Consider the following 16,826-nt stretch of genomic DNA (forward strand, 5'->3'; position numbering starts at 1 on the left):
TCACAGCAGCGACAGTTGCTGCGGCTTGCCTCCCAGCGGCCGGGCATCCACGCCCGCGTCCCGCAGCGCCTGCGCCAGCTCCTCCGCGAAGCCGTGACACGTAATCACCTCGCTCGCCCCCGTCGCCTTCACGTAGGCCATCAGCGATGGGAAGTCCGCGTGGTCCGACACCGGAAACGCCACGTCCGCGCCGTACCGCCGCGCCGCGCCCGGGTCCATCGCCCATCCCGTCAGCACCGCCGTGCCTCGTGGCCACAGATGCGCCAGCGCTCCACCTCGCGCCTGGTGCGGCGGGAAGAACAGCACCTCGCCCGGCTCCACCTTCCCGTGGAAGCACCGCAGGTTCTCAATCGGCACACCCAGCTCCGCGTAGAGCTGCGCCACCTCGAAAATCGATGAGTGCGCCACCAGCGAGAAGCCCTTGCCCGCAAGGAACTTCATCGCCTCCTGGCTCTTGCCCAGCGGATACCCCAGCACCACCGGCACCGCGTCCCGCTCGAGCTGCCGCCGAATCCACGCCTCCACCTGCCCCCACACCTCGTCGCGCGGCGGGAAGCGGTAGCGCGGATGACCGAAGGTCGACTCGATGACGAGCGTGTCGCACTCCGCCACCTCCGTCGCCTCCGCCGTCAACGACGGCACCACGTTCAAATCCCCTGTGTAGACGACACGCCGCCCGTCCGAGCGGATGACGCGAAGCTGCGCGCTGCCCAGGATGTGCCCCGCCGGCAGCAGCTCCAGCACCAGCGGCCCCAGCTCGAAGGGACGGCGATACGGCGCGGCCAGCGGCGCACTCACCGGCCCCAGCCGATGCTCCATGAAGCGCAGCGTCGCCGTCGTGGCGATGGTGCGCTCATGCCTGGCGATGTGGTCCGAATGTCCGTGGCTCACGAAGCTCAGCGGCGACTTGCGCTTCGCGTCCAGGGACAGGAGGGTGCCCGTCAGGTGCAACCCGTTTCGACGCAGCTCCACGCTCATGAGAAGGGTCCCGGATATAGCGCGTCCACCCACCCGTGGGCCGCTTCTCTCGCGACCTCCGCCTGTCCGCCCGGGGAGCAGCCTCCGGCGTCAGCCCGTCCCCTGCACTCCCCGTCGCCTTGACTTCCACCACGTCCAGGCCGGCGACCCCAGCTCCGCCACCAGCACCCCCGTCAGGATGAGCCCACCGCCCATCGCCTCCGGCGCGCCCAGCACCTCGTAGCCCAGCACCACCGAGTACATCGACGCGAACACCGGCTCCAACGCGTAGATGACCGCCGCGCGCACCGCCGACGTCCGCGCCTGTGCCCACGTCTGGATGCTGATGGCCAGCGCGCTCGGCAACAGCCCGCACACCAGCACCGCCGTCACCAGCGACGGATTCCACTCCACCTTGCGCGTCACGAAGGGCAGGCACGCCGCCGATAACAGCGCCACGCCCCACAGCTGCACCGCCACCATCCCCAGCACGCCCTCCTTCGACGCGTAGCGCTCCGTGAGGGTGATGTGCCCCGCGTACGCCACCGCACAGCCCAGCGACAGCAGCTCGCCCACACTCAGCCAGCCGCCCCCCTCGCCCGGGGCGGGCCGCGTGAGCAGGTAGAGCCCCACCGCCGACAACGCCACGCCCATCAGCGCCGCGGGCTTCGGCATCCGCCGGAACACCAGCAGCGACAACAGCGGGACGAACAGCACCGCCATCCCGGTGATGAACGCCGAACGCGACGGCGTGGTGAGCGTCAGCCCCCACGTCTGGAGCGCGAAGCCCAGGAACAGGAAGGTGGCCAGCACCGAGCCATGGCGCAGGTTCGTCGGGGAGAACACCTGTCGCCCCGCCAACGCGCTCAACACCACCGCGCCCACCCCGAAGCGAAGCGCGAGGAAGGTGAAAGGGTCCGCGAAGCTCAGGGCGTCCTTCACCACCACGAAGGTGACGCCCCAGATGAGGGTGATGAAGAGCAGCGCGCCGTCCGCCTGGAGGCCCTTGAGTCGCTCCAGGCGAGTCGGCCCGCGCCCCATGCTGTCGGGAGTGGAGATGCTCACGGAAGTCCTCACGACGCGAAGGCGCGGCGCGGGTGCTTTTGACTCACCGCGAGCCCTCACGCAACCCCGGCGACTTCAGCGCCCGGAGTCCCGCTCCAGGACCACCAGTCGCTTGGAGCGCCCCGCGGCGTCCCAGGCCTCGTTCGTCCGCCGGGTCAGCGCGTCCGATGACCGACGAAAGCCCACCCTCTCGAACGTTCGCAGCGACGCGGCGTTGTCTTCGTCCACATCCGCCTGGACGCTCGGCTCCCCTTGTCGGTGTGCCTCCATCAGCAGACAGGCCAACAGCTGCGTGGCCACGCCCATCCGCCGGGCCTGAGGCGCCACCACCAACGAACGCACCCAGACGCCCTCCAGCGGCAACCCCTCCTGCCGATACGAGTCCACCCAGGCGAAGCCGTGAAGCCTCCCCTTCGCGTCCAGCGCACCCGCCGCCGCGCCCCGGCGCTCGGAGTCCTCCAGCCCCCAACGCTCGCGAAGCTGCCGGCGCAGGAAGCTGGCGGACACCACCAGTCGCTCGCTCGCGAAGAGGAGCAGGGCGTCCTGGTCCTCCGCCCGCAGCAGTCGGACCGCCAGCGGCCCCACCAGGTGGCGCCGCAGCGGTTTCGACCAGCCGGAGAAGAAGAAGTCCCTCACACCCCGATAGACTAGCCGGGTCTCGGGCCTCGCCCACGCGGTCGCCAGGGTCCGCTGGGCCACCCAGAGCGCCGGTCGGAAGGGCCTGGGCAACGGCACCCGCCACCGGCCACGCCGCAGCGCCACCACCCGGCCGAGCACTTCCCCACCCGAGCGCTCCTCCGCGCCCAGCAGCGTGGCCGTCCTCCAGGGACGGGTGGACACCACCACCCGCGCCGTCAGCATCCGCGCCTGACGCACCAGCACCACGTCCCCGCGCGACGTCGCGCCAGGCCCACAGCGCAGCACCCTCACCGCGTCACCGACTCGCAGCAGGGGATACAGGTCCTGGCTTACACCTCGCACCCAGAGCTTCTGGCCCGGAGGCAGCGCCTCCAGCACGTCCAGCAGCACCTCGGTGGACGGCGTCTTCCGCGGCGGCACGCGCCACCTCCAGGGAAGTCCGGCCCCACACGAGCCTTCCCCTGTCGCTCGTCCGCCGGAATCTACCCGCTCCCCTCTCCCACACCAACCGACGCGAGGCGACTGGAACCCGGGGCCCTATCCCGCGCGCTCCGGGCTCGCTAAGAGAGGAGCGCCGCCCCGCCGGGAGGTGGCTCAAGGAGGAGTGAGGTCATGGACGCGACGCCCGAGGGCTCGCTGGTGCCACAGCAGGGGTGGTGGAGCCGCAACTGGAAGTGGTTCGTGCCGGTGGGCTGCCTGGGCGTGCTGGCCTCGTGCGGCTGCCTGGGCTTCGCGCTCGTGGGGCTCGGCTACTCGTCGTTGAAGAACATGGACGCCTTCACGGAGGCGGTGGCCATTGCCCGCTCCGACGCGGAGGTGCGCACCGCGCTGGGCTCGCCCATCGACAACGGACTGCCCAAGCAGACGTCGGTGCGGACCGTCAACGGCGTGACGCACGCGCGGCTGGCCATTCCCCTCGACGGGCCCCAGGCGGACGGCATGCTGCACGTCGACGCCAAGAAGCAGGGCGAGGGCGAGTGGCGGTACGACACCCTCGCGGTGGAGCTGGAGGACGGCACGCGCATCGACCTGCGCGACGACGCACCCCAAGCGCCCGACGCGTTCCCCGAGGACGAAGGCGCGGAAGAGGCGCCCCTGCCACCTCCGACGGAGCCGCCCGCTGGAGACGAGGACGCCCCGGAGCGCGGACGCGACAGCGACATCGAGCTGTAGGCGCGAACACCGGAAACGACGAAGGGGCGGCGCGGGGACACTGCCCCACGTCGCCCCTCGTCTTGAGCCCCTTGCGGGCCGGAGTGCTACTTCAGCTTGTGCAGCTCCGTGCGCAGCTCGGGGAGGACCTTGAAGAGGTCCGCGACGATGCCGTAGTCGGCCACCTGGAAGATGGGCGCCTCGGCGTCCTTGTTGATGGCGACGATGGTCTTCGAGCTCTTCATGCCCGCCAGGTGCTGGATGGCGCCGCTGATGCCCGCGGCGATGTACAGCGACGGAGCAACCACCTTGCCCGTCTGGCCGACCTGCAGGTCGTTGGGAACCCAACCCGCGTCACACACCGCGCGGGACGCGCCCACCGCGGCGCCCAGTTCGTCCGCCAGCGCCTCAATCTCCTTGAAGTCGCCCTTGGTGCCACGGCCACCGGAGATGACGACGCGCGCCTCGGTCAGCTCCGGGCGAGCGCTCTTCACTTCCTTGAACTCGACGAACTTGGTCTTCGACGCCTCGACCTTCGGCGCGAAGGCCTTCACCTCGGCGGCGCCCTCGCCCGTACCGGCGGCGGCGAACTCCGTGGCGCGCACGGTGAACACCTTCACCGGCGTGGTGAGCTTCACCTCGGCGAACACGTTGCCGGCCCACATGGGACGGTTGAAGGTGATGTCCGCGCCCGAGCCGTTCAGGCCGGTGATATCCGTGGCCATGGCGGCCTTCAGACGCGCGGCGAGGCGGGGCAGCAGGTCCTTGCCCTGGGCGGTGGACGCCATGCCCACGTAGTCCGCCTTCAGCTCGGTGGCGAGCGTGGCGAGAACGGGGGCGTACGTCTCCGCGAGGTAGTGCTCCAGCTCCGCGGCGGCGCCCACGTGGACGGCCTTGGCGCCGGTGCCCTTGAGTTCGTCGGCGACCTTCGCGGGGTCCTTGCCGATGAGGGCGATGTGCAGCTCCGCGCCGGCCTTGTCGGCCAGCTGCTTGCCCGCGGTGATGGCGTTGAGAGAGGCCTTGCGAAGGTGCCCGTCCGGCTGCTGCTCGGCGACGATGAGAACGATTGGCATGGGAGTGTCTCCGTATCTTCCGAGAGGGTTAGACGACCTTCGCCTCGTTGCGCAGCTTGTCCACCAGCGTGGCCACGTCCGGCACCTTGATGCCGGCCTTGCGCGCGGGCGGGGACGAAAGCTTCACGATCTGGATCTTCGGGGCGACATCCACGCCCAGCTTCTCCGGCGTCAGCTCCTCGATGGGCTTGCTCTTCGCCTTCATGATGCCCGGGAGGCTGGCGTAGCGCGGCGTGTTGAGGCGCAGGTCCGTCGTCACGACGGCGGGCAGCTGGCACTCCAGCGTCGCCAGCCCGTTGTCGACCTCGCGAATCACGCGCACGGCCTTGCCGTCCGCGGTCAGCGTCACGGCGGGGACCTTGTTCTTCTCCTGCTCGCTCTCCATCGACTCCACCTTGGATGCGAACGTGGCCTGACCCCAGCCCAGGAACTCGGCCAGGTACTGGCCCACCTGGTTCTGGTCGTCGTCGATGGACTGCTTGCCCAGGATGACGAGGTCCGGCTTCTCCTTCTCCGTCACCTTCTGGAGCAGGGCGGCGATGCCGAACTGGTCCAACGGACCGGTGTGATTCACCCACACGGCGCGGTGAGCCCCCATGGCCAGGGCGTGCCGGAGCTGCTCCTGCACTTCCTTGCCACCGATGGACACCACCACCACTTCACCCTGGTGCTTGGCGACGAGCCGGAGACCTTCCTCCACGCCAATCTCGTCGAAGGGGTTGATCTTGTACTTGAGCCCCTCCTGCACGATGCCCGAGCCGTCGGGCTTCACCTTGATTTTGGACTCGGGGTCTTCCACGCGCTTGGCGGTGACGAGGATCTTCACGGCTGGGCTTCTCCTTGCGGGAGGCGTTTATGAAGGCTGGAAAACAGTCCGTGCGGTCCGCATTGACGCGACGCGCGAACGGTCTGGGTTAATAGGCATCCGGGTGTCACGGCGGCAATGGGAAACGGCCGCCGGACACAGTTCTGCTTTTCTACCTGAACAGTTCCTTCGCGATGACGAGCCGCTGGACCTGACTGGTGCCCTCGTAGACCTGGATGAGCTTGGCGTCTCTCATCAGCTTCTCGACGGGGTACTCCTTGATGTAGCCGTAGCCGCCGTAGACCTGGACCGCGTCGGTGGCGACCTTCATGGCCATGTCCGCGGCGAAGGACTTGGCATAGCTGGACTGCAGGGTGTTGCGCTGCCCCTGGTCCAACAGCCACGCGCTCTCGTAGGTGAGCATGCGGGCCGCGTGGGTGTTCATGGCCATGTCGGCGATCATGAACTGGATGGCCTGGTGCTCGATGATGGGCTTGCCGAACGTCTTGCGCTGCGAGGCGTACTCCATGGAGTGCTCGAGCGCGGCGCGGGCGATGCCCACGGAGAACATGGCGGTGAGCGGGCGGCTGTTGTCCAGGGTCGCCATGGCGATGGCGAAGCCCTGGCCCTCTTCACCGATGCGATTCGCCACCGGGACGCGCACGTCCTCGAACGTCAGCGACACGGTGTCGCTGGCGCGCTGGCCCATCTTGTTCTCGTGCTTGCTGACCGACAGTCCCTTGGGGCGACCTTCGACGACGAAGCAGGTGATGCCCTTGTGCTTCTTCGTTTTGTCCACCGTGGCGAACACCGTGTACTGCTCGGCGTGGCCACCGTTGGTGATGAAGCACTTGGCGCCGTTGATGACGTACTCGTCACCCTCGCGGCGCGCGGTCGTCTGCATGTTGGCGACGTCGCTGCCGGCCTCCGGCTCGGTGAGGCAGAAGGAGGAGAACTTCAGCCGCTCGGCGAAGTGGCTCAGCAGGCGCTTCTTCTGGTCCTCGGAGCCGTGGAGGATGATGGGGAGGTTGGCCAGGTCGTTGGCGATGATGGACGTGGCCACGCCCGCACAGCCCCAGCTCAGCTCCTCCGCGACAATCGTCTGGTCCAGATGCGACAGGCCCACGCCGCCGTACTCCGTGGGGGCGGCCATGTTGAGCAGGCCCAGCTCGAACGCCGTGGCGAGCAGGTCCCGGGGGAAGGTGGCCGTCTCGTCGTAGTGCGCCGCCTTGGGGCGAACCACCTCGCGGGCATACTTGCGCGCCGCCTGCTGGAGCGCGCGCTGGTCCTCGGTGAGCTGGAATTCCATGAGATTCCTCGGGGTGCGTCGACGTGTTGATTCGGAAGTCAACGAATACATGCCGCGCCGCGAAATCTCCAGCCCAACCCGCCTGGGAAAGTGGAGCCCAGGGGGGCGAGCGACACCCCGGGGGCCACGAAGGCCCTCCGGGGACCCAGGGTGCGTCTACTTCTTCGCCTTGGGGACCTTTTCCCAATCCGCGAGGAACTTCTTGATGCCCGCGTCGGTGAGCGGGTGGTTCGCCAGCTGGGTGATGACGCTGTAGGGCAGCGTGGCGACATGAGCGCCCATGCGGGCGGACTGGAGCACGTGCACGGGGTTGCGCACGCTGGCGACCAGCACCTGCGTGTCGAAATCGTAGTTCTGGTAGATCTCCAGGATGTTGGAGATGAGCTCCATGCCGTCCTGGGAGATGTCGTCCAGCCGTCCGACGAAGGGCGACACGTAGGTGGCGCCGGCCTTGGCGCACAGCAGGGCCTGGTTGGCGGAGAAGATGAGGGTGACGTTGGTGCGGATGCCCTCGGCGGTCAGCGCCTTGACGGCCTTCACGCCCTCGACGCCCATGGGAATCTTCACGACGACGTTGTCGTGAATCTTCGCCAGCACGCGGCCCTCGGCGATGAGCCCCTCAGCGTCCAGGGACACGGCCTCCGCGCTGATGGGGCCGTCGACGATGGAGCAGATCTCCCGGATGGTCTCTTCCAGGCCGCGGCCGACCTTGGCCAGCAGGGACGGGTTGGTGGTGACGCCGTCCACGCAGCCCATGGCGTGGGCCTTGCGGATTTCCTCGACGTCCGCGCTGTCGATGAAGAACTTCATCTCGTCACTCTCCTGGGTGGCCCGGTGAAGGGCTGGAAAAGGAATCGGCCTGGGGGGCCGGGCGAGCAGGCGCGTAACCGATGCCCCCCCACGCGTCAAGGGTGGCCACGGTGGTGTCCGGCAGGTACAAGGCGAAGCCGACGCCATGGCCCGCTCCCCTCGCTCCGCTGTCAAGAAGCCCCGTCTGCGCGCCCTCCCCGGCCGCTCCACGCCAGCCCCTTCGTCCGAGCCCGAGCCGGACGACGAGGCGCTGCTCGCATGCGCACGCGATGTGCTGGAGGCGGAGGCGAACGCCATCCTCGGCGTGACGACGCGGCTGGGCGCGCCCTTCCTCAAGGCCGTGCGGCTGGTGCGCGCGTGCGCGGGCCAGGTGATTGTCACGGGCATGGGCAAGGCGGGCCACATCGGCCAGAAGCTCTCCGCCACGCTGGCCTCCACCGGCATCCGCTCCGTCTTCCTGCACCCCGCAGAGGCCGTGCACGGGGACCTGGGCCGCGTGGCGCGCGGAGACGTCATCCTCGCCCTGTCCAACAGCGGCTCCACCGAGGAGCTGCTGCGCCTGATGCCCGCTTTCAAGCGCATGGCCACGCCGGTCATCGCGCTGACGGGGGATGCTCAGAGTCCGCTGGCGAAGGGCTCGGACGTGGTGCTGGACATCGGCCGCATCGCGGAGGCGTGCCCCATGGGCATGGTGCCCACCGCGTCCACCGCCGCGCTGCACGCCTTGGGCGACGCGCTCACCATGGCGGTGATGCGCTCGCGCCCTTTCGGCACGGATGACTACGCGCTCCTGCATCCCGGTGGGAAGCTGGGCCGCTCCGTGCAGCGCGTCTTCGAGCTGATGCGCACCGGCCCGGCCAACCCGCTGGTACGCGACATCGCCCCGCTGTCTGAGGTCGTCGGGGTGATGACGAAGACGCCGGGACGTCCAGGCGCCGCGTGCGTGGTGGACCGAAGGGGACGGCTGGTGGGCATCTTCACGGACGGCGACTTGCGCCGCCGCGTGGAGCAGGGCCTCACCGACTTCGCCATCCCCGTGCGCGACATCATGGGGAAGCAGCCGCGGTGCGTGACGCCGGACACCCTGGTCATCGCCGCCACCGCGCAGATGCGCGAGCTGCGCGTGGACCAGCTCCCCGTGGTCGACGTCGAGGGCCGCGCCGTGGGCCTGCTCGACGTGCAGGACCTGCTCGCCGCGAAGTTCGTCTGAGCACTCGGGCGGCGCGTGGCTGCTTCCGGGTGGCTCACTCCGACGGAGGCGGAGACTCCCAGCGCGCCGGACTCGATGGCGTGCCACGGAGCAGACGGCGACTCTGAGCATCAGACGTCGCGTGGCTGCTTCCGGGTGGCTCACTCCGACGGAGGCGCCGAGCTCGACGTCGTGCCACGGAGGAGACTGGCGACTCTGAGCATCGGGCGTCGCGTGACGCCCGTGCTCGATGTGGCGCCTACTGCGTGAGCTTCGCCTGGAGCCCCGCCTTGTTGGCGTAGTCCGGCGCGTCCGTGGCCAGCTTCTCCCACAGGGCCTTGGCGCCCTTGTCGTCGCCCTTGGCCTTGAGGGTGTCGCCCAGCTTCTCCACCGACGCCGGGTCCGTCTGCACCGCCACGCCCCACACTCGCGCGGCCATGGGACGTCCCAGGCCCGTCAGCGCCCAGGCCATGCCCGCCTTCGCGCGGCCATTCTCCGGCTGGAAGGGCACCACGCGCGTGTAGTTGCCGAGCGCTTCCTGGAAGCGCCCCTTCGACAGGTGCTCCTCGCCCTCGTCCACCAGCTTCGCCAGGCCCTGCTCCAGCTCCGGCGTGCGCTCGGTGTTCTGCACCGCGTCCACCATCTCCCGCGTCAGCGGGCGCGGCGCGTCCGGCCCCTGCGCCGCCGGCGCCTGCGCCAACCGGATGCGACGGTCCTCGGCACGCGACGCGAGCAGCTTCGCCCGGCCCCCCGCCTTCACCGTCTCATCCAGCAGCGTCACCAGCCGCTTCGCCGCCGCCGCGCGCGAAGAGGTCGGGTTCATCACCTGCACCGCCTCGAAGCCCTCGCGCGCCTGCTTCAGCGCCGTCAGGTCCTCGCCCTTCGTCTCGAACAACACCGCCGAGCGCCCGTAGAGCGCCTCCTCGTGCCGGGGCTCCACCTCCAGCACCGCGCCGTACGCCACCAGCGCGCCCGCCGCGTTGCCCGACAGGAAAAGCGCATTGGCGCGCATCACGCCCGTCTCCAGCGCGGGCTCCAGCGCCGCGCGAGCACACGCCGCCGCGCCCGCCACGTCGCCCTTCTTCGCGCGCTCCTGAGCCACCGCGCCCATCGCCTCCAGCGCCTGCCCGGGCGTGAACCCGCAGCCCGCCGCCTCCGCCGTGGCCAGCGTCGCCTTGCCCAGCTTCTTGCGCTGCGCGAGGAACACGTCGCGCACCGGCTTCGCGCGCTCGTCCGCCTGCAGCAGGTACGTGCCCGCCTCCGCGTTGCGGCCGTTCAGGTAGTACAGGCGCCCCAGCGACGCCGCGATTTCAAAGGTCTTCTCCCGCCCCTGCAGCCCCTCCGTCGAGTCGAGCTGTCGCAGCAGCTCCTCCGCGGACGGCGGTGCCTTGCCGGTGCCGGACAACGGAGGATGACCCGAGGGCAGCTCCCCCGTGGGCGCCGCGGTGGGCGACGCGCCACCTTCCACGGCGGGATGGCCTTCGGGAAGCGCGCCTCCCGAGGGAGCGGACGGCTTCGCGGGCGACACCTGGGTCCCCGGAGGGACGGGCGGGTGACCAGGGGGCAACGGGGAAGGCTCGGCGGCGAGCAGCGCCGCGGTGGCCAGGGCCAGGGAAAGGTTCATGTCTCGTTGCTCGGCAGGCTCGCTTCGGGCCACGCGGTGGCCTCACTCCTGCGGACATCCTGCGGGGCGAGTTTCCCGAGGAGCTCCTTCACCGTCATTCCCAGCACGGGGTGCTGCAAGGCAGGCGACAGCTCCGCCAACGGCTCCAGGGCGAAGCGACGCTTGTGCAATTCCAGATGGGGAACCTGAAGGTGAGGGTCGGCCACCACCTGGCCCTCGCAGAAGAGGATGTCCAGGTCGATGGTGCGCGGGCCCCAACGCTGCTCGCGCCGCCGCCCCAGGTCCTTTTCAATCTGCTGAAGGATGACCAGCAGCCGCTGCGGCGACAAATCGCAGTCCAACGCCACCACCGCGTTCAGATAGCGCGGCTGCGGCGGCCCCACCGGGGCGCTGTCGAAGAGTGAGGAACAACGAAGCACGGCCACCGCATCGATGCGGGACAGCGCGGTGAGAGCGGCGACGAGGTGGGATTCGCGGTCCCCCTCGTTCGAGCCCAACCCGACATAGATGATGGTGCTCACGGCTCCATCTCAACTGGATTGAGCAGCGTCCCGATTCCCTCGATTTCGACCTCGACCGAGTCGCCGGCCGACAGCTTCCCTACCCCCGACGGCGTGCCGGTGCTGATGAGGTCCCCCGGCAGCAGCGTCATGATGTGGGAGATGAACGCCACCAGGCGAGCGGGGCTGAACACCATGTCCGACGTGCGGCTGTCCTGGCGCACCTGCCCGTTCACCCGGCAGGAAATCTGGAGGTCCGACGGGGACAGCCCCGTCACCGCCCACGGGCCCGCGCACGCGAAGGTGTCGTAGCCCTTGGCGCGGGTGTGCTGCGTCTCGCGCTTCTGGATGTCGCGCGCGGTGACGTCGTTGAAGCACGTCAGGCCCCAGATGGCGCGCGCGGCCGTCGTCTCGTCCGCGTTCTTCAGCCGCTCGCCGATGACGAGCGCCAGCTCCGCCTCGTAGTGCACTTCCTGGCTCGCCTTGGGGATGCGGATGGGCGAGCCCGGGCCGTTGAGCGCCGTGGAGGGCTTGGTGAAGATGAGCGGCTCGGTGGGGACGGGCTTGCCCATCTCCTCCGCGTGCTTGCGGTAGTTCTGACCGATGCAGACGACCTTCGACGCGTCCGAGGGAACCAGCAGCGTCACCGCCGACAGCGAACGGCGGATGCCCGTGTCCTTGACCCCGCCCACCCAGGGGGCCGAGGAGAGCACCACCACCTCGGAGCCCTCGACGCGGCCATGGTTCGCACGGCCTTCGTGGAGGAAGCGGCAGTAGCGGGCGGTCGTCATGAAGTCCTCTGGAAGCCGAGTACGTCGGCCATGTCATACAGCCCCGGAGGGCGGCCCACCACCCAGCGCGCCGCGCGCAGCGCTCCCAGGCCGAACTGGTCTCGACTGGTGGCCCGATGCGTCAGCTCGATGCGCTCGCCCTCACCGAAGAAGTACACGGTGTGCTCGCCCACCACATCCCCGCCCCGCAACGTCTGCACGCCAATCTCGTCGGGGGGCCGAGCCCCAATCTGTCCGTGACGGGCGAACGCCAGGTCGTCCTGCGTGCGCCCCAGCGCGGAGGCGAGCACTTCCGCCAACCGCAGCGCGGTGCCGCTGGGCGCGTCCTTCTTCATCCGGTGGTGCGCCTCCAGGACCTCCACGTCGAAGCCAGGCCCCAGCACCCGCGCCAGCTCCGCGGCCACGCGGATGACCACGTTGACGCCCACGGACATGTTCGGCGCCGCGACGATGGGAATCGCCTTCGCGCTCTCCACCAAGAGCGCCGTGGCCTCCGGCGAGAAGCCCGTGGAGCCGCACACGAAGGCCACGCCGCGCGCCGCGCACATCTTCGCGTGGGCCACGCTCACCTCGGCGCTGGTGAAGTCGATGACGACGTCCGCCGTCGCCGTGTCGAGCGCGCGGGCCAGGTCATCCACCACCTGCACCTCCAGCGCGCCCAGCCGGGCGGCCAGGCCCGCGTCCAGGCCCACCGCGGCGCTGCCCGGCCGCTCCGTGGCGCCCACCACCTGGAGGTCCTCCGCGTCACGCGTCAGACGCAGCAACGTGCTGCCCATGCGACCGGTGATGCCGGTGATGACGGTGCGAATCATGTGGCCGCGCTCCTCGGTGTCGTGTCGTGGCGCTCAGTGCTTCAGCAGGCCCAGCAGTCGCAGCTCGTCGCCGAGCTTCTCCGCGTTGGGCGCGGTCATCGGCACCAGCGGCAGGCGGACTTCCGGCCCGAAGAGGCCCAACAGGTGCAGCCCCCACTTCACGGGGATGGGGCTGGACTCCACGAAGAGCAGCCGGTGCAGGTTGTTCATCTTCACCTGCAGCTCACGCGCCTTGGCGAAGTCACCCGCGCGACCCGCGGCCACCAGGTCCGCCATCAGCCGGGGCGCGACGTTGGAGGACACGGAGATGACGCCCTTGCCGCCGCACGCGATGAAGGGCAGCACGGTGAAGTCGTCGCCGGACAGGAGCGTCAGCCGGTCTCCGCACTTCTCCAGGATGTCCACCGCCCGGGCCATGTTGCCGGTGGCCTCCTTGATGGCGACCACTTCCGGGAAGTCGCACAGCCGCTGCACCGTCTCCGGCAGCAGGTCCACGCCCGTGCGGCCCGGGACGTTGTAGGCGACAATCGGGAAGCCCGGATGCGCGCGAGCCACCGCGCGGAAGTGCTCCACCAGCCCCGCCTGCGTGGGCCTGTTGTAGTACGGCGTGACGATGAGCGAGCCATCCGCTCCCGCGTCGCGCACGCGCCCCACGCTCGCAATCACCTCCGCGGTGTTGTTGGAGCCGGCGCCGCCCAGCACCTGCACGCGGCCTTTCGCCTCCTCCACCACCACACGCACCGCGCGGGCCTGCTCATCGGCCGACATGGTGACGGATTCGCCCGTGGTGCCCATGGGCACGAGCACGCTGGTGCCGCCTTCAATCTGCTGGCGCACCAGCGCCCGGTAAGCCGACTCGTCGAGCGCGCCGTTCCGGAACGGAGTCGCGAGCGCCGTCATGGAACCTTCGAAGGTCTTCATTCCGGCGCTTATATGTTCAGGCCCGCTCGCCGCGCCAGAGATCCTCGGTGCGCTCGCGCTCCCTCACCACCCGCCACGCCTCTGCGTCCACCAGCACCTCGGCCGGGCGGGGACGGGAATTGTAGTTAGAAGCCATGCTCATCCCGTAAGCCCCGGCGCTGAGGAAGGCATACAGCTCGCCCGGCTGGGGGAGGACCAGGGGACGGGCCCTGGCCAGCACGTCGGTGGACTCACACACCGGCCCCACGACGTCCACCTCCACCGCCTTGCCCCGCCGCTTGAGGAGCGGAACGAAGGCGTGGTGGGCTTCGTAGAGCGCCGGACGGAGCAAATCGTTCATGCCCGCGTCCACCACGGCGAAGCGTTTGGCGGGCGTCTGTTTGCGGTAGAGCACGCGCGTGAGCAGCACCCCCGCGTTGCCCACCAGCGAACGTCCCGGCTCCAGCACCAGCCGCGCGCCGGTGTCCTTCGTCGCGTCCAGCACGACGCGCGCGTACTCCGCCGCCGAGGGAGGCGTCTCGTCCGAGTAGGTGATTCCCAGGCCCCCGCCCACGTCCAGGTACTCCAGCGCGTGCTTCTGGGCCTTCAGCGCCTGGTACAGCCCCGCCACCTTGGTGAGCGCCGCGCGCAGGGGCGAGCTCTGGGTGAGCTGCGAGCCGATGTGGCAATCCAGGCCCGCGGCCCGCACGCCCTTCATCTTCTTCGAGCGCGCGTAGAGGTCCACCGCCTCCTCGAAGGGGACGCCGAACTTGGACGTCTTCAACCCGGTGGCGATGTAGCGGTGCGTGCGCGGGTCCACCTCCGGGTTGACGCGCAACGCGAACGGCGCGCGGCGTCCCAGGCGACGGCCCACGGCGTCCAGCGCCTCCAACTCCTCGGCGCTCTCCACGTTGAAGAGGAGGATTCCCGCGGCGAGCGCGGCCTCCATCTCCTCCGGCGTCTTGCCCACGCCCGCGAACACCGTCTTCGCCGCCTCGCCGCCGGCGTGCCGCACCCGGGCCAGCTCGCCGCCGGAGACGATGTCGAAGCCCCCGCCCAGCCCCGCGAACAGCCGGAGGATGGCGAGGTTGGAGTTGGCCTTCACCGAGTAGCAGACCAGGGGCCGTGCGTCGGCGAACGCGTCCGTCACCGCGCGGAAGTGCTGGGTCAGCGCGGCGGTGGAATAGACATAGGTGGGCGTGCCCACCGCGTCGGCGATGGCGGGCAGCGGCACCGCCTCCGCGTGCAGTACGCCCTTGCGATACGGAAAGGAGCTCACGGTGTCCCAGCGTCGACGATGGTGGTGGGGGTCAGGACCCCGCCGTCCGTCGTCGGAGTAATCGACGGCCCCGAGGACTCCACGCTTACGGGCGCGGTGTCCGACGGCGGCGGAGGGGTCTCCGTCGCCGGCACCGGCGCCGCCAGAGGCGGCTTGGCCGGACCCTTGATGCCGCACGCCACCATCCCCAACACCAGGACGGTGGCGACCCCGAGCGACGTGAGGGCGCGCTTCATGGCTAGAACTTCACGCCCAGCCAGCCGCGGATGCTGTGCGGCGTCTCCAGATCCGCCTTCAGGGCATCCGTGTAGGCCTGCAGACCGCCCATGGGGAAGAGGATGCCGTAGGCGATACCCGCGAGGAAGCCGTCCTCGGTGGTGTAGTCCACGCCCGCGTTCACCTCCACGCCCAGCGACTTGCTGGTGAAGGACGGCGTCGACTCCGCGTAGAGCGCCTGCGAGTAGATGAGGCGGCCATACAGGTCGATGCCCGGCGCCACGGCGTACTTCACGGACGGGCGCACGTAGAACGCGTCGGTGACGCCGCCAATCAGCTCGCGCCAGAGGATGAGGTCGATGCGGTAGTCGCGGTTGAAGCGGAAGTTGCGGATGGCGGAGTCGGAGCAGCCACCGCCGTCGCAGCGGTACTGAGGACCTTCCACGTCACCCGGGTTGGTGTAGCCGTTGGCGGCGGAGCCCGTGCGGCCCGGGTAGTTGCCGAAGCCCGGCGCCTTGTCACCGGAGGCAAAGCCCAGCTCCAGCCCCAGCGTCAGCTTGTTGTCCGCGACCTTCACTTCGCCCTGGGCCACGCCGCCGAACTGCGCGACGCTCAGGCTCTGGTCGAACGTCGTCTGATTCGCCGCGAGCGCGCGGTTGCCGATGTTGCCGAGCACCGCCGCCAGCTCGAACTCCAGGCGCCAGTTGCGCTCCTCGTAGCGCAGCCACAGGTCCGGGATGTACAGCGAGGCGTCGCGGGGGATGAAGGCGCCCGTGGGCTGGTTGTTGGCGTCCTTCACGTTGTCGTAGTTCTGCGTGCGCCACGTGAAGTGCAGGCCGTACTGGAGCACGCCCTGGTTGTTGTCCAGCTTGGAGCGGATCTGCGCATCCGTGTCCCGGCGGGCGATGGCCAGCACCCAGCTGTGGGCGTCATCGGCCTGCGTCAGGTCCACCGGCTCGCCCTGGGCGCCGCCCCGGTACTGCGAGCCCTCGGAGTTGAAGTCCAGCATGGGCGTCACGTACCAGCCCGCGAAGGGCTCGGTGACGAACTGGATGCGGTCCACCGTGTCGCCGTAGTCGCAGTCGAAGCAGTTGCCGTCGTTGCGCAGCATGCCCAGACCCCAGTGGCTGCCCATGCGACCGAAGCGCAGGATGCCCACCGGCGTGTTCACCTCGCCATAGGCGCGGCGCAGCTTGATGGAGTCCGACAGCGTGTCGCCCAGCGACTCCTGGTCCTCGGAGAAGATGGTGAACACGTTGCGCTGGTCGCCCGGGTAGAGCGAGTCCGGCGTGGAGCCCATCACCACGTTGTCCAGGCCGTCCACCTGGAGCTTGATCTTCACCTGCTCGGACACGTTGAACGTGGGGTCCAGGCGCAGGCGCATGGTCGCGAAGGACTGGGTGTTCTCCCCCCGGCGGCCCGACACGGCGGGGAAGATATCCTGGTTGGGGACGGGGACCCTGCCCAGGTCGAACTTGTAGAAGAGCGTGGGGCGCAGGCGGAAGTAGCCGTCGAGGGTGAAGACCTCCAGCTTGCGCTTCTCCTCCGGGTACTCCTCGCTCCACTCCTCGCCGTTGAGGGACTGCTTGGCGGCCTCCGCGCGAATCTCTCCGCGCAGCTCCTGCTTGGTGGCCTCCAGGTCGTCACGGGTAACGGACTCGCCCTCGGCGGCGGGGGGCTGCACGGCTGTCTCTTATACACCTCT

General features: G+C 69.6%; 17 protein-coding genes. 2 read left to right on the forward strand and 15 right to left on the reverse strand.

Features of this window, described 5'->3' with window-relative positions; genetic code table 11:
• The 3 genes from FJV41_RS20970 to FJV41_RS20980 form a co-directional block, all read right to left on the reverse strand.
• Window positions 1-978 (reverse strand): MBL fold metallo-hydrolase, encoded by a 978-nt coding sequence (locus FJV41_RS20970; RefSeq protein WP_141644296.1) that lies wholly within the window; start codon window positions 976-978, stop codon window positions 1-3.
• A 90-nt stretch (window positions 979-1,068) separates the two neighbouring features.
• Complete coding sequence (locus FJV41_RS20975; RefSeq protein ID WP_246137319.1) at window positions 1,069-2,022, reverse strand: DMT family transporter; 954 nt, start codon at window positions 2,020-2,022, stop codon at window positions 1,069-1,071.
• 75 nt (window positions 2,023-2,097) lie between these two features.
• Entirely contained in the window at window positions 2,098-3,081 is a 984-nt protein-coding gene (locus FJV41_RS20980) for a GNAT family N-acetyltransferase (RefSeq protein WP_181790809.1), read from the reverse strand.
• 192 nt (window positions 3,082-3,273) lie between these two features.
• On the opposite strand from FJV41_RS20980, the gene FJV41_RS20985 reads away from it, so the two are divergent.
• Window positions 3,274-3,834: a cytochrome c oxidase assembly factor Coa1 family protein gene (locus FJV41_RS20985; RefSeq protein WP_141644297.1), complete on the forward strand. Its 561-nt coding sequence runs from the start codon at window positions 3,274-3,276 to the stop codon at window positions 3,832-3,834.
• 86 nt (window positions 3,835-3,920) lie between these two features.
• Here FJV41_RS20985 and FJV41_RS20990 read toward each other — a convergent pair whose 3' ends face one another.
• From FJV41_RS20990 to fsa, 4 genes are all read right to left on the reverse strand, one after another.
• Window positions 3,921-4,886, reverse strand: coding sequence for an electron transfer flavoprotein subunit alpha/FixB family protein (locus FJV41_RS20990; RefSeq protein ID WP_141644298.1), 966 nt, complete (start codon window positions 4,884-4,886; stop codon window positions 3,921-3,923).
• A 28-nt stretch (window positions 4,887-4,914) separates the two neighbouring features.
• The gene (locus tag FJV41_RS20995) at window positions 4,915-5,712 is read right to left on the reverse strand and encodes an electron transfer flavoprotein subunit beta/FixA family protein (RefSeq protein ID WP_141644299.1); all 798 of its coding nucleotides are present in this window, start codon (window positions 5,710-5,712) and stop codon (window positions 4,915-4,917) included.
• A 151-nt stretch (window positions 5,713-5,863) separates the two neighbouring features.
• Window positions 5,864-7,000, reverse strand: coding sequence for an acyl-CoA dehydrogenase family protein (locus FJV41_RS21000; RefSeq protein ID WP_141644300.1), 1,137 nt, complete (start codon window positions 6,998-7,000; stop codon window positions 5,864-5,866).
• 156 nt (window positions 7,001-7,156) lie between these two features.
• Window positions 7,157-7,810 carry a fructose-6-phosphate aldolase gene (fsa, locus tag FJV41_RS21005; protein ID WP_141644301.1) on the reverse strand — a complete coding sequence of 218 codons (654 nt, stop codon included), beginning with the start codon at window positions 7,808-7,810 and terminating at the stop codon, window positions 7,157-7,159.
• 145 nt (window positions 7,811-7,955) lie between these two features.
• On the opposite strand from fsa, the gene FJV41_RS21010 reads away from it, so the two are divergent.
• Window positions 7,956-9,020 carry a KpsF/GutQ family sugar-phosphate isomerase gene (locus FJV41_RS21010; protein WP_141644302.1) on the forward strand — a complete coding sequence of 355 codons (1,065 nt, stop codon included), beginning with the start codon at window positions 7,956-7,958 and terminating at the stop codon, window positions 9,018-9,020.
• Window positions 9,021-9,258: 238 nt separating this feature from the next.
• Here FJV41_RS21010 and FJV41_RS21015 read toward each other — a convergent pair whose 3' ends face one another.
• From FJV41_RS21015 to FJV41_RS21050, 8 genes are read right to left on the reverse strand one after another with little or no spacing between them, the layout of a single operon-like run.
• Window positions 9,259-10,623 carry a tetratricopeptide repeat protein gene (locus FJV41_RS21015; RefSeq protein ID WP_141644303.1) on the reverse strand — a complete coding sequence of 455 codons (1,365 nt, stop codon included), beginning with the start codon at window positions 10,621-10,623 and terminating at the stop codon, window positions 9,259-9,261.
• Complete coding sequence (gene folK, locus FJV41_RS21020) at window positions 10,620-11,144, reverse strand: 2-amino-4-hydroxy-6-hydroxymethyldihydropteridine diphosphokinase (RefSeq protein ID WP_141644304.1); 525 nt, start codon at window positions 11,142-11,144, stop codon at window positions 10,620-10,622. The genes FJV41_RS21015 and folK overlap by 4 nt, the downstream gene beginning before the upstream one ends.
• Window positions 11,141-11,914, reverse strand: coding sequence for a fumarylacetoacetate hydrolase family protein (locus FJV41_RS21025; protein ID WP_141644305.1), 774 nt, complete (start codon window positions 11,912-11,914; stop codon window positions 11,141-11,143). The genes folK and FJV41_RS21025 overlap by 4 nt, the downstream gene beginning before the upstream one ends.
• Complete coding sequence (dapB, locus tag FJV41_RS21030; RefSeq protein ID WP_141644306.1) at window positions 11,911-12,726, reverse strand: 4-hydroxy-tetrahydrodipicolinate reductase; 816 nt, start codon at window positions 12,724-12,726, stop codon at window positions 11,911-11,913. Before dapB ends, FJV41_RS21025 begins: the two co-directional genes overlap by 4 nt.
• A 33-nt stretch (window positions 12,727-12,759) precedes the next feature.
• On the reverse strand, window positions 12,760-13,647 hold the full coding sequence (dapA, locus tag FJV41_RS21035; protein WP_141644307.1) for a 4-hydroxy-tetrahydrodipicolinate synthase: 888 nt from the start codon (window positions 13,645-13,647) through the stop codon (window positions 12,760-12,762).
• 16 nt (window positions 13,648-13,663) lie between these two features.
• Entirely contained in the window at window positions 13,664-14,905 is a 1,242-nt protein-coding gene (lysA, locus tag FJV41_RS21040; RefSeq protein WP_141644308.1) for a diaminopimelate decarboxylase, read from the reverse strand.
• On the reverse strand, window positions 14,902-15,141 hold the full coding sequence (locus FJV41_RS21045) for a hypothetical protein (RefSeq protein WP_246137320.1): 240 nt from the start codon (window positions 15,139-15,141) through the stop codon (window positions 14,902-14,904). Before FJV41_RS21045 ends, lysA begins: the two co-directional genes overlap by 4 nt.
• Before the next feature lie 2 nt (window positions 15,142-15,143).
• Entirely contained in the window at window positions 15,144-16,805 is a 1,662-nt protein-coding gene (locus tag FJV41_RS21050) for a TIGR04551 family protein (RefSeq protein ID WP_141644310.1), read from the reverse strand.
• Window positions 16,806-16,826 lie beyond the last annotated feature (21 nt).

Source organism: Myxococcus llanfairpwllgwyngyllgogerychwyrndrobwllllantysiliogogogochensis (genome assembly GCF_006636215.1).
Lineage (GTDB): Bacteria > Myxococcota > Myxococcia > Myxococcales > Myxococcaceae > Myxococcus > Myxococcus llanfairpwllgwyngyllgogerychwyrndrobwllllantysiliogogogochensis.

Excerpts from the sequence above, each read along its gene's own strand:
- dapB (WP_141644306.1), bottom strand. The coding sequence starts at position 12,726 with ATGATTCGCACCGTCATCACCGGCATCACCGGTCGCATGGGCAGCACG.
- FJV41_RS20990 (WP_141644298.1), bottom strand. The coding sequence starts at position 4,886 with ATGCCAATCGTTCTCATCGTCGCCGAGCAGCAGCCGGACGGGCACCTT.
- FJV41_RS20970 (WP_141644296.1), bottom strand. The coding sequence starts at position 978 with ATGAGCGTGGAGCTGCGTCGAAACGGGTTGCACCTGACGGGCACCCTC.
- FJV41_RS21025 (WP_141644305.1), bottom strand. The coding sequence starts at position 11,914 with ATGACGACCGCCCGCTACTGCCGCTTCCTCCACGAAGGCCGTGCGAAC.
- FJV41_RS21015 (WP_141644303.1), bottom strand. The coding sequence starts at position 10,623 with ATGAACCTTTCCCTGGCCCTGGCCACCGCGGCGCTGCTCGCCGCCGAG.
- FJV41_RS21010 (WP_141644302.1), top strand. The coding sequence starts at position 7,956 with ATGGCCCGCTCCCCTCGCTCCGCTGTCAAGAAGCCCCGTCTGCGCGCC.
- FJV41_RS20985 (WP_141644297.1), top strand. The coding sequence starts at position 3,274 with ATGGACGCGACGCCCGAGGGCTCGCTGGTGCCACAGCAGGGGTGGTGG.
- FJV41_RS21045 (WP_246137320.1), bottom strand. The coding sequence starts at position 15,141 with ATGAAGCGCGCCCTCACGTCGCTCGGGGTCGCCACCGTCCTGGTGTTG.
- FJV41_RS21000 (WP_141644300.1), bottom strand. The coding sequence starts at position 7,000 with ATGGAATTCCAGCTCACCGAGGACCAGCGCGCGCTCCAGCAGGCGGCG.
- fsa (WP_141644301.1), bottom strand. The coding sequence starts at position 7,810 with ATGAAGTTCTTCATCGACAGCGCGGACGTCGAGGAAATCCGCAAGGCC.
- dapA (WP_141644307.1), bottom strand. The coding sequence starts at position 13,647 with ATGAAGACCTTCGAAGGTTCCATGACGGCGCTCGCGACTCCGTTCCGG.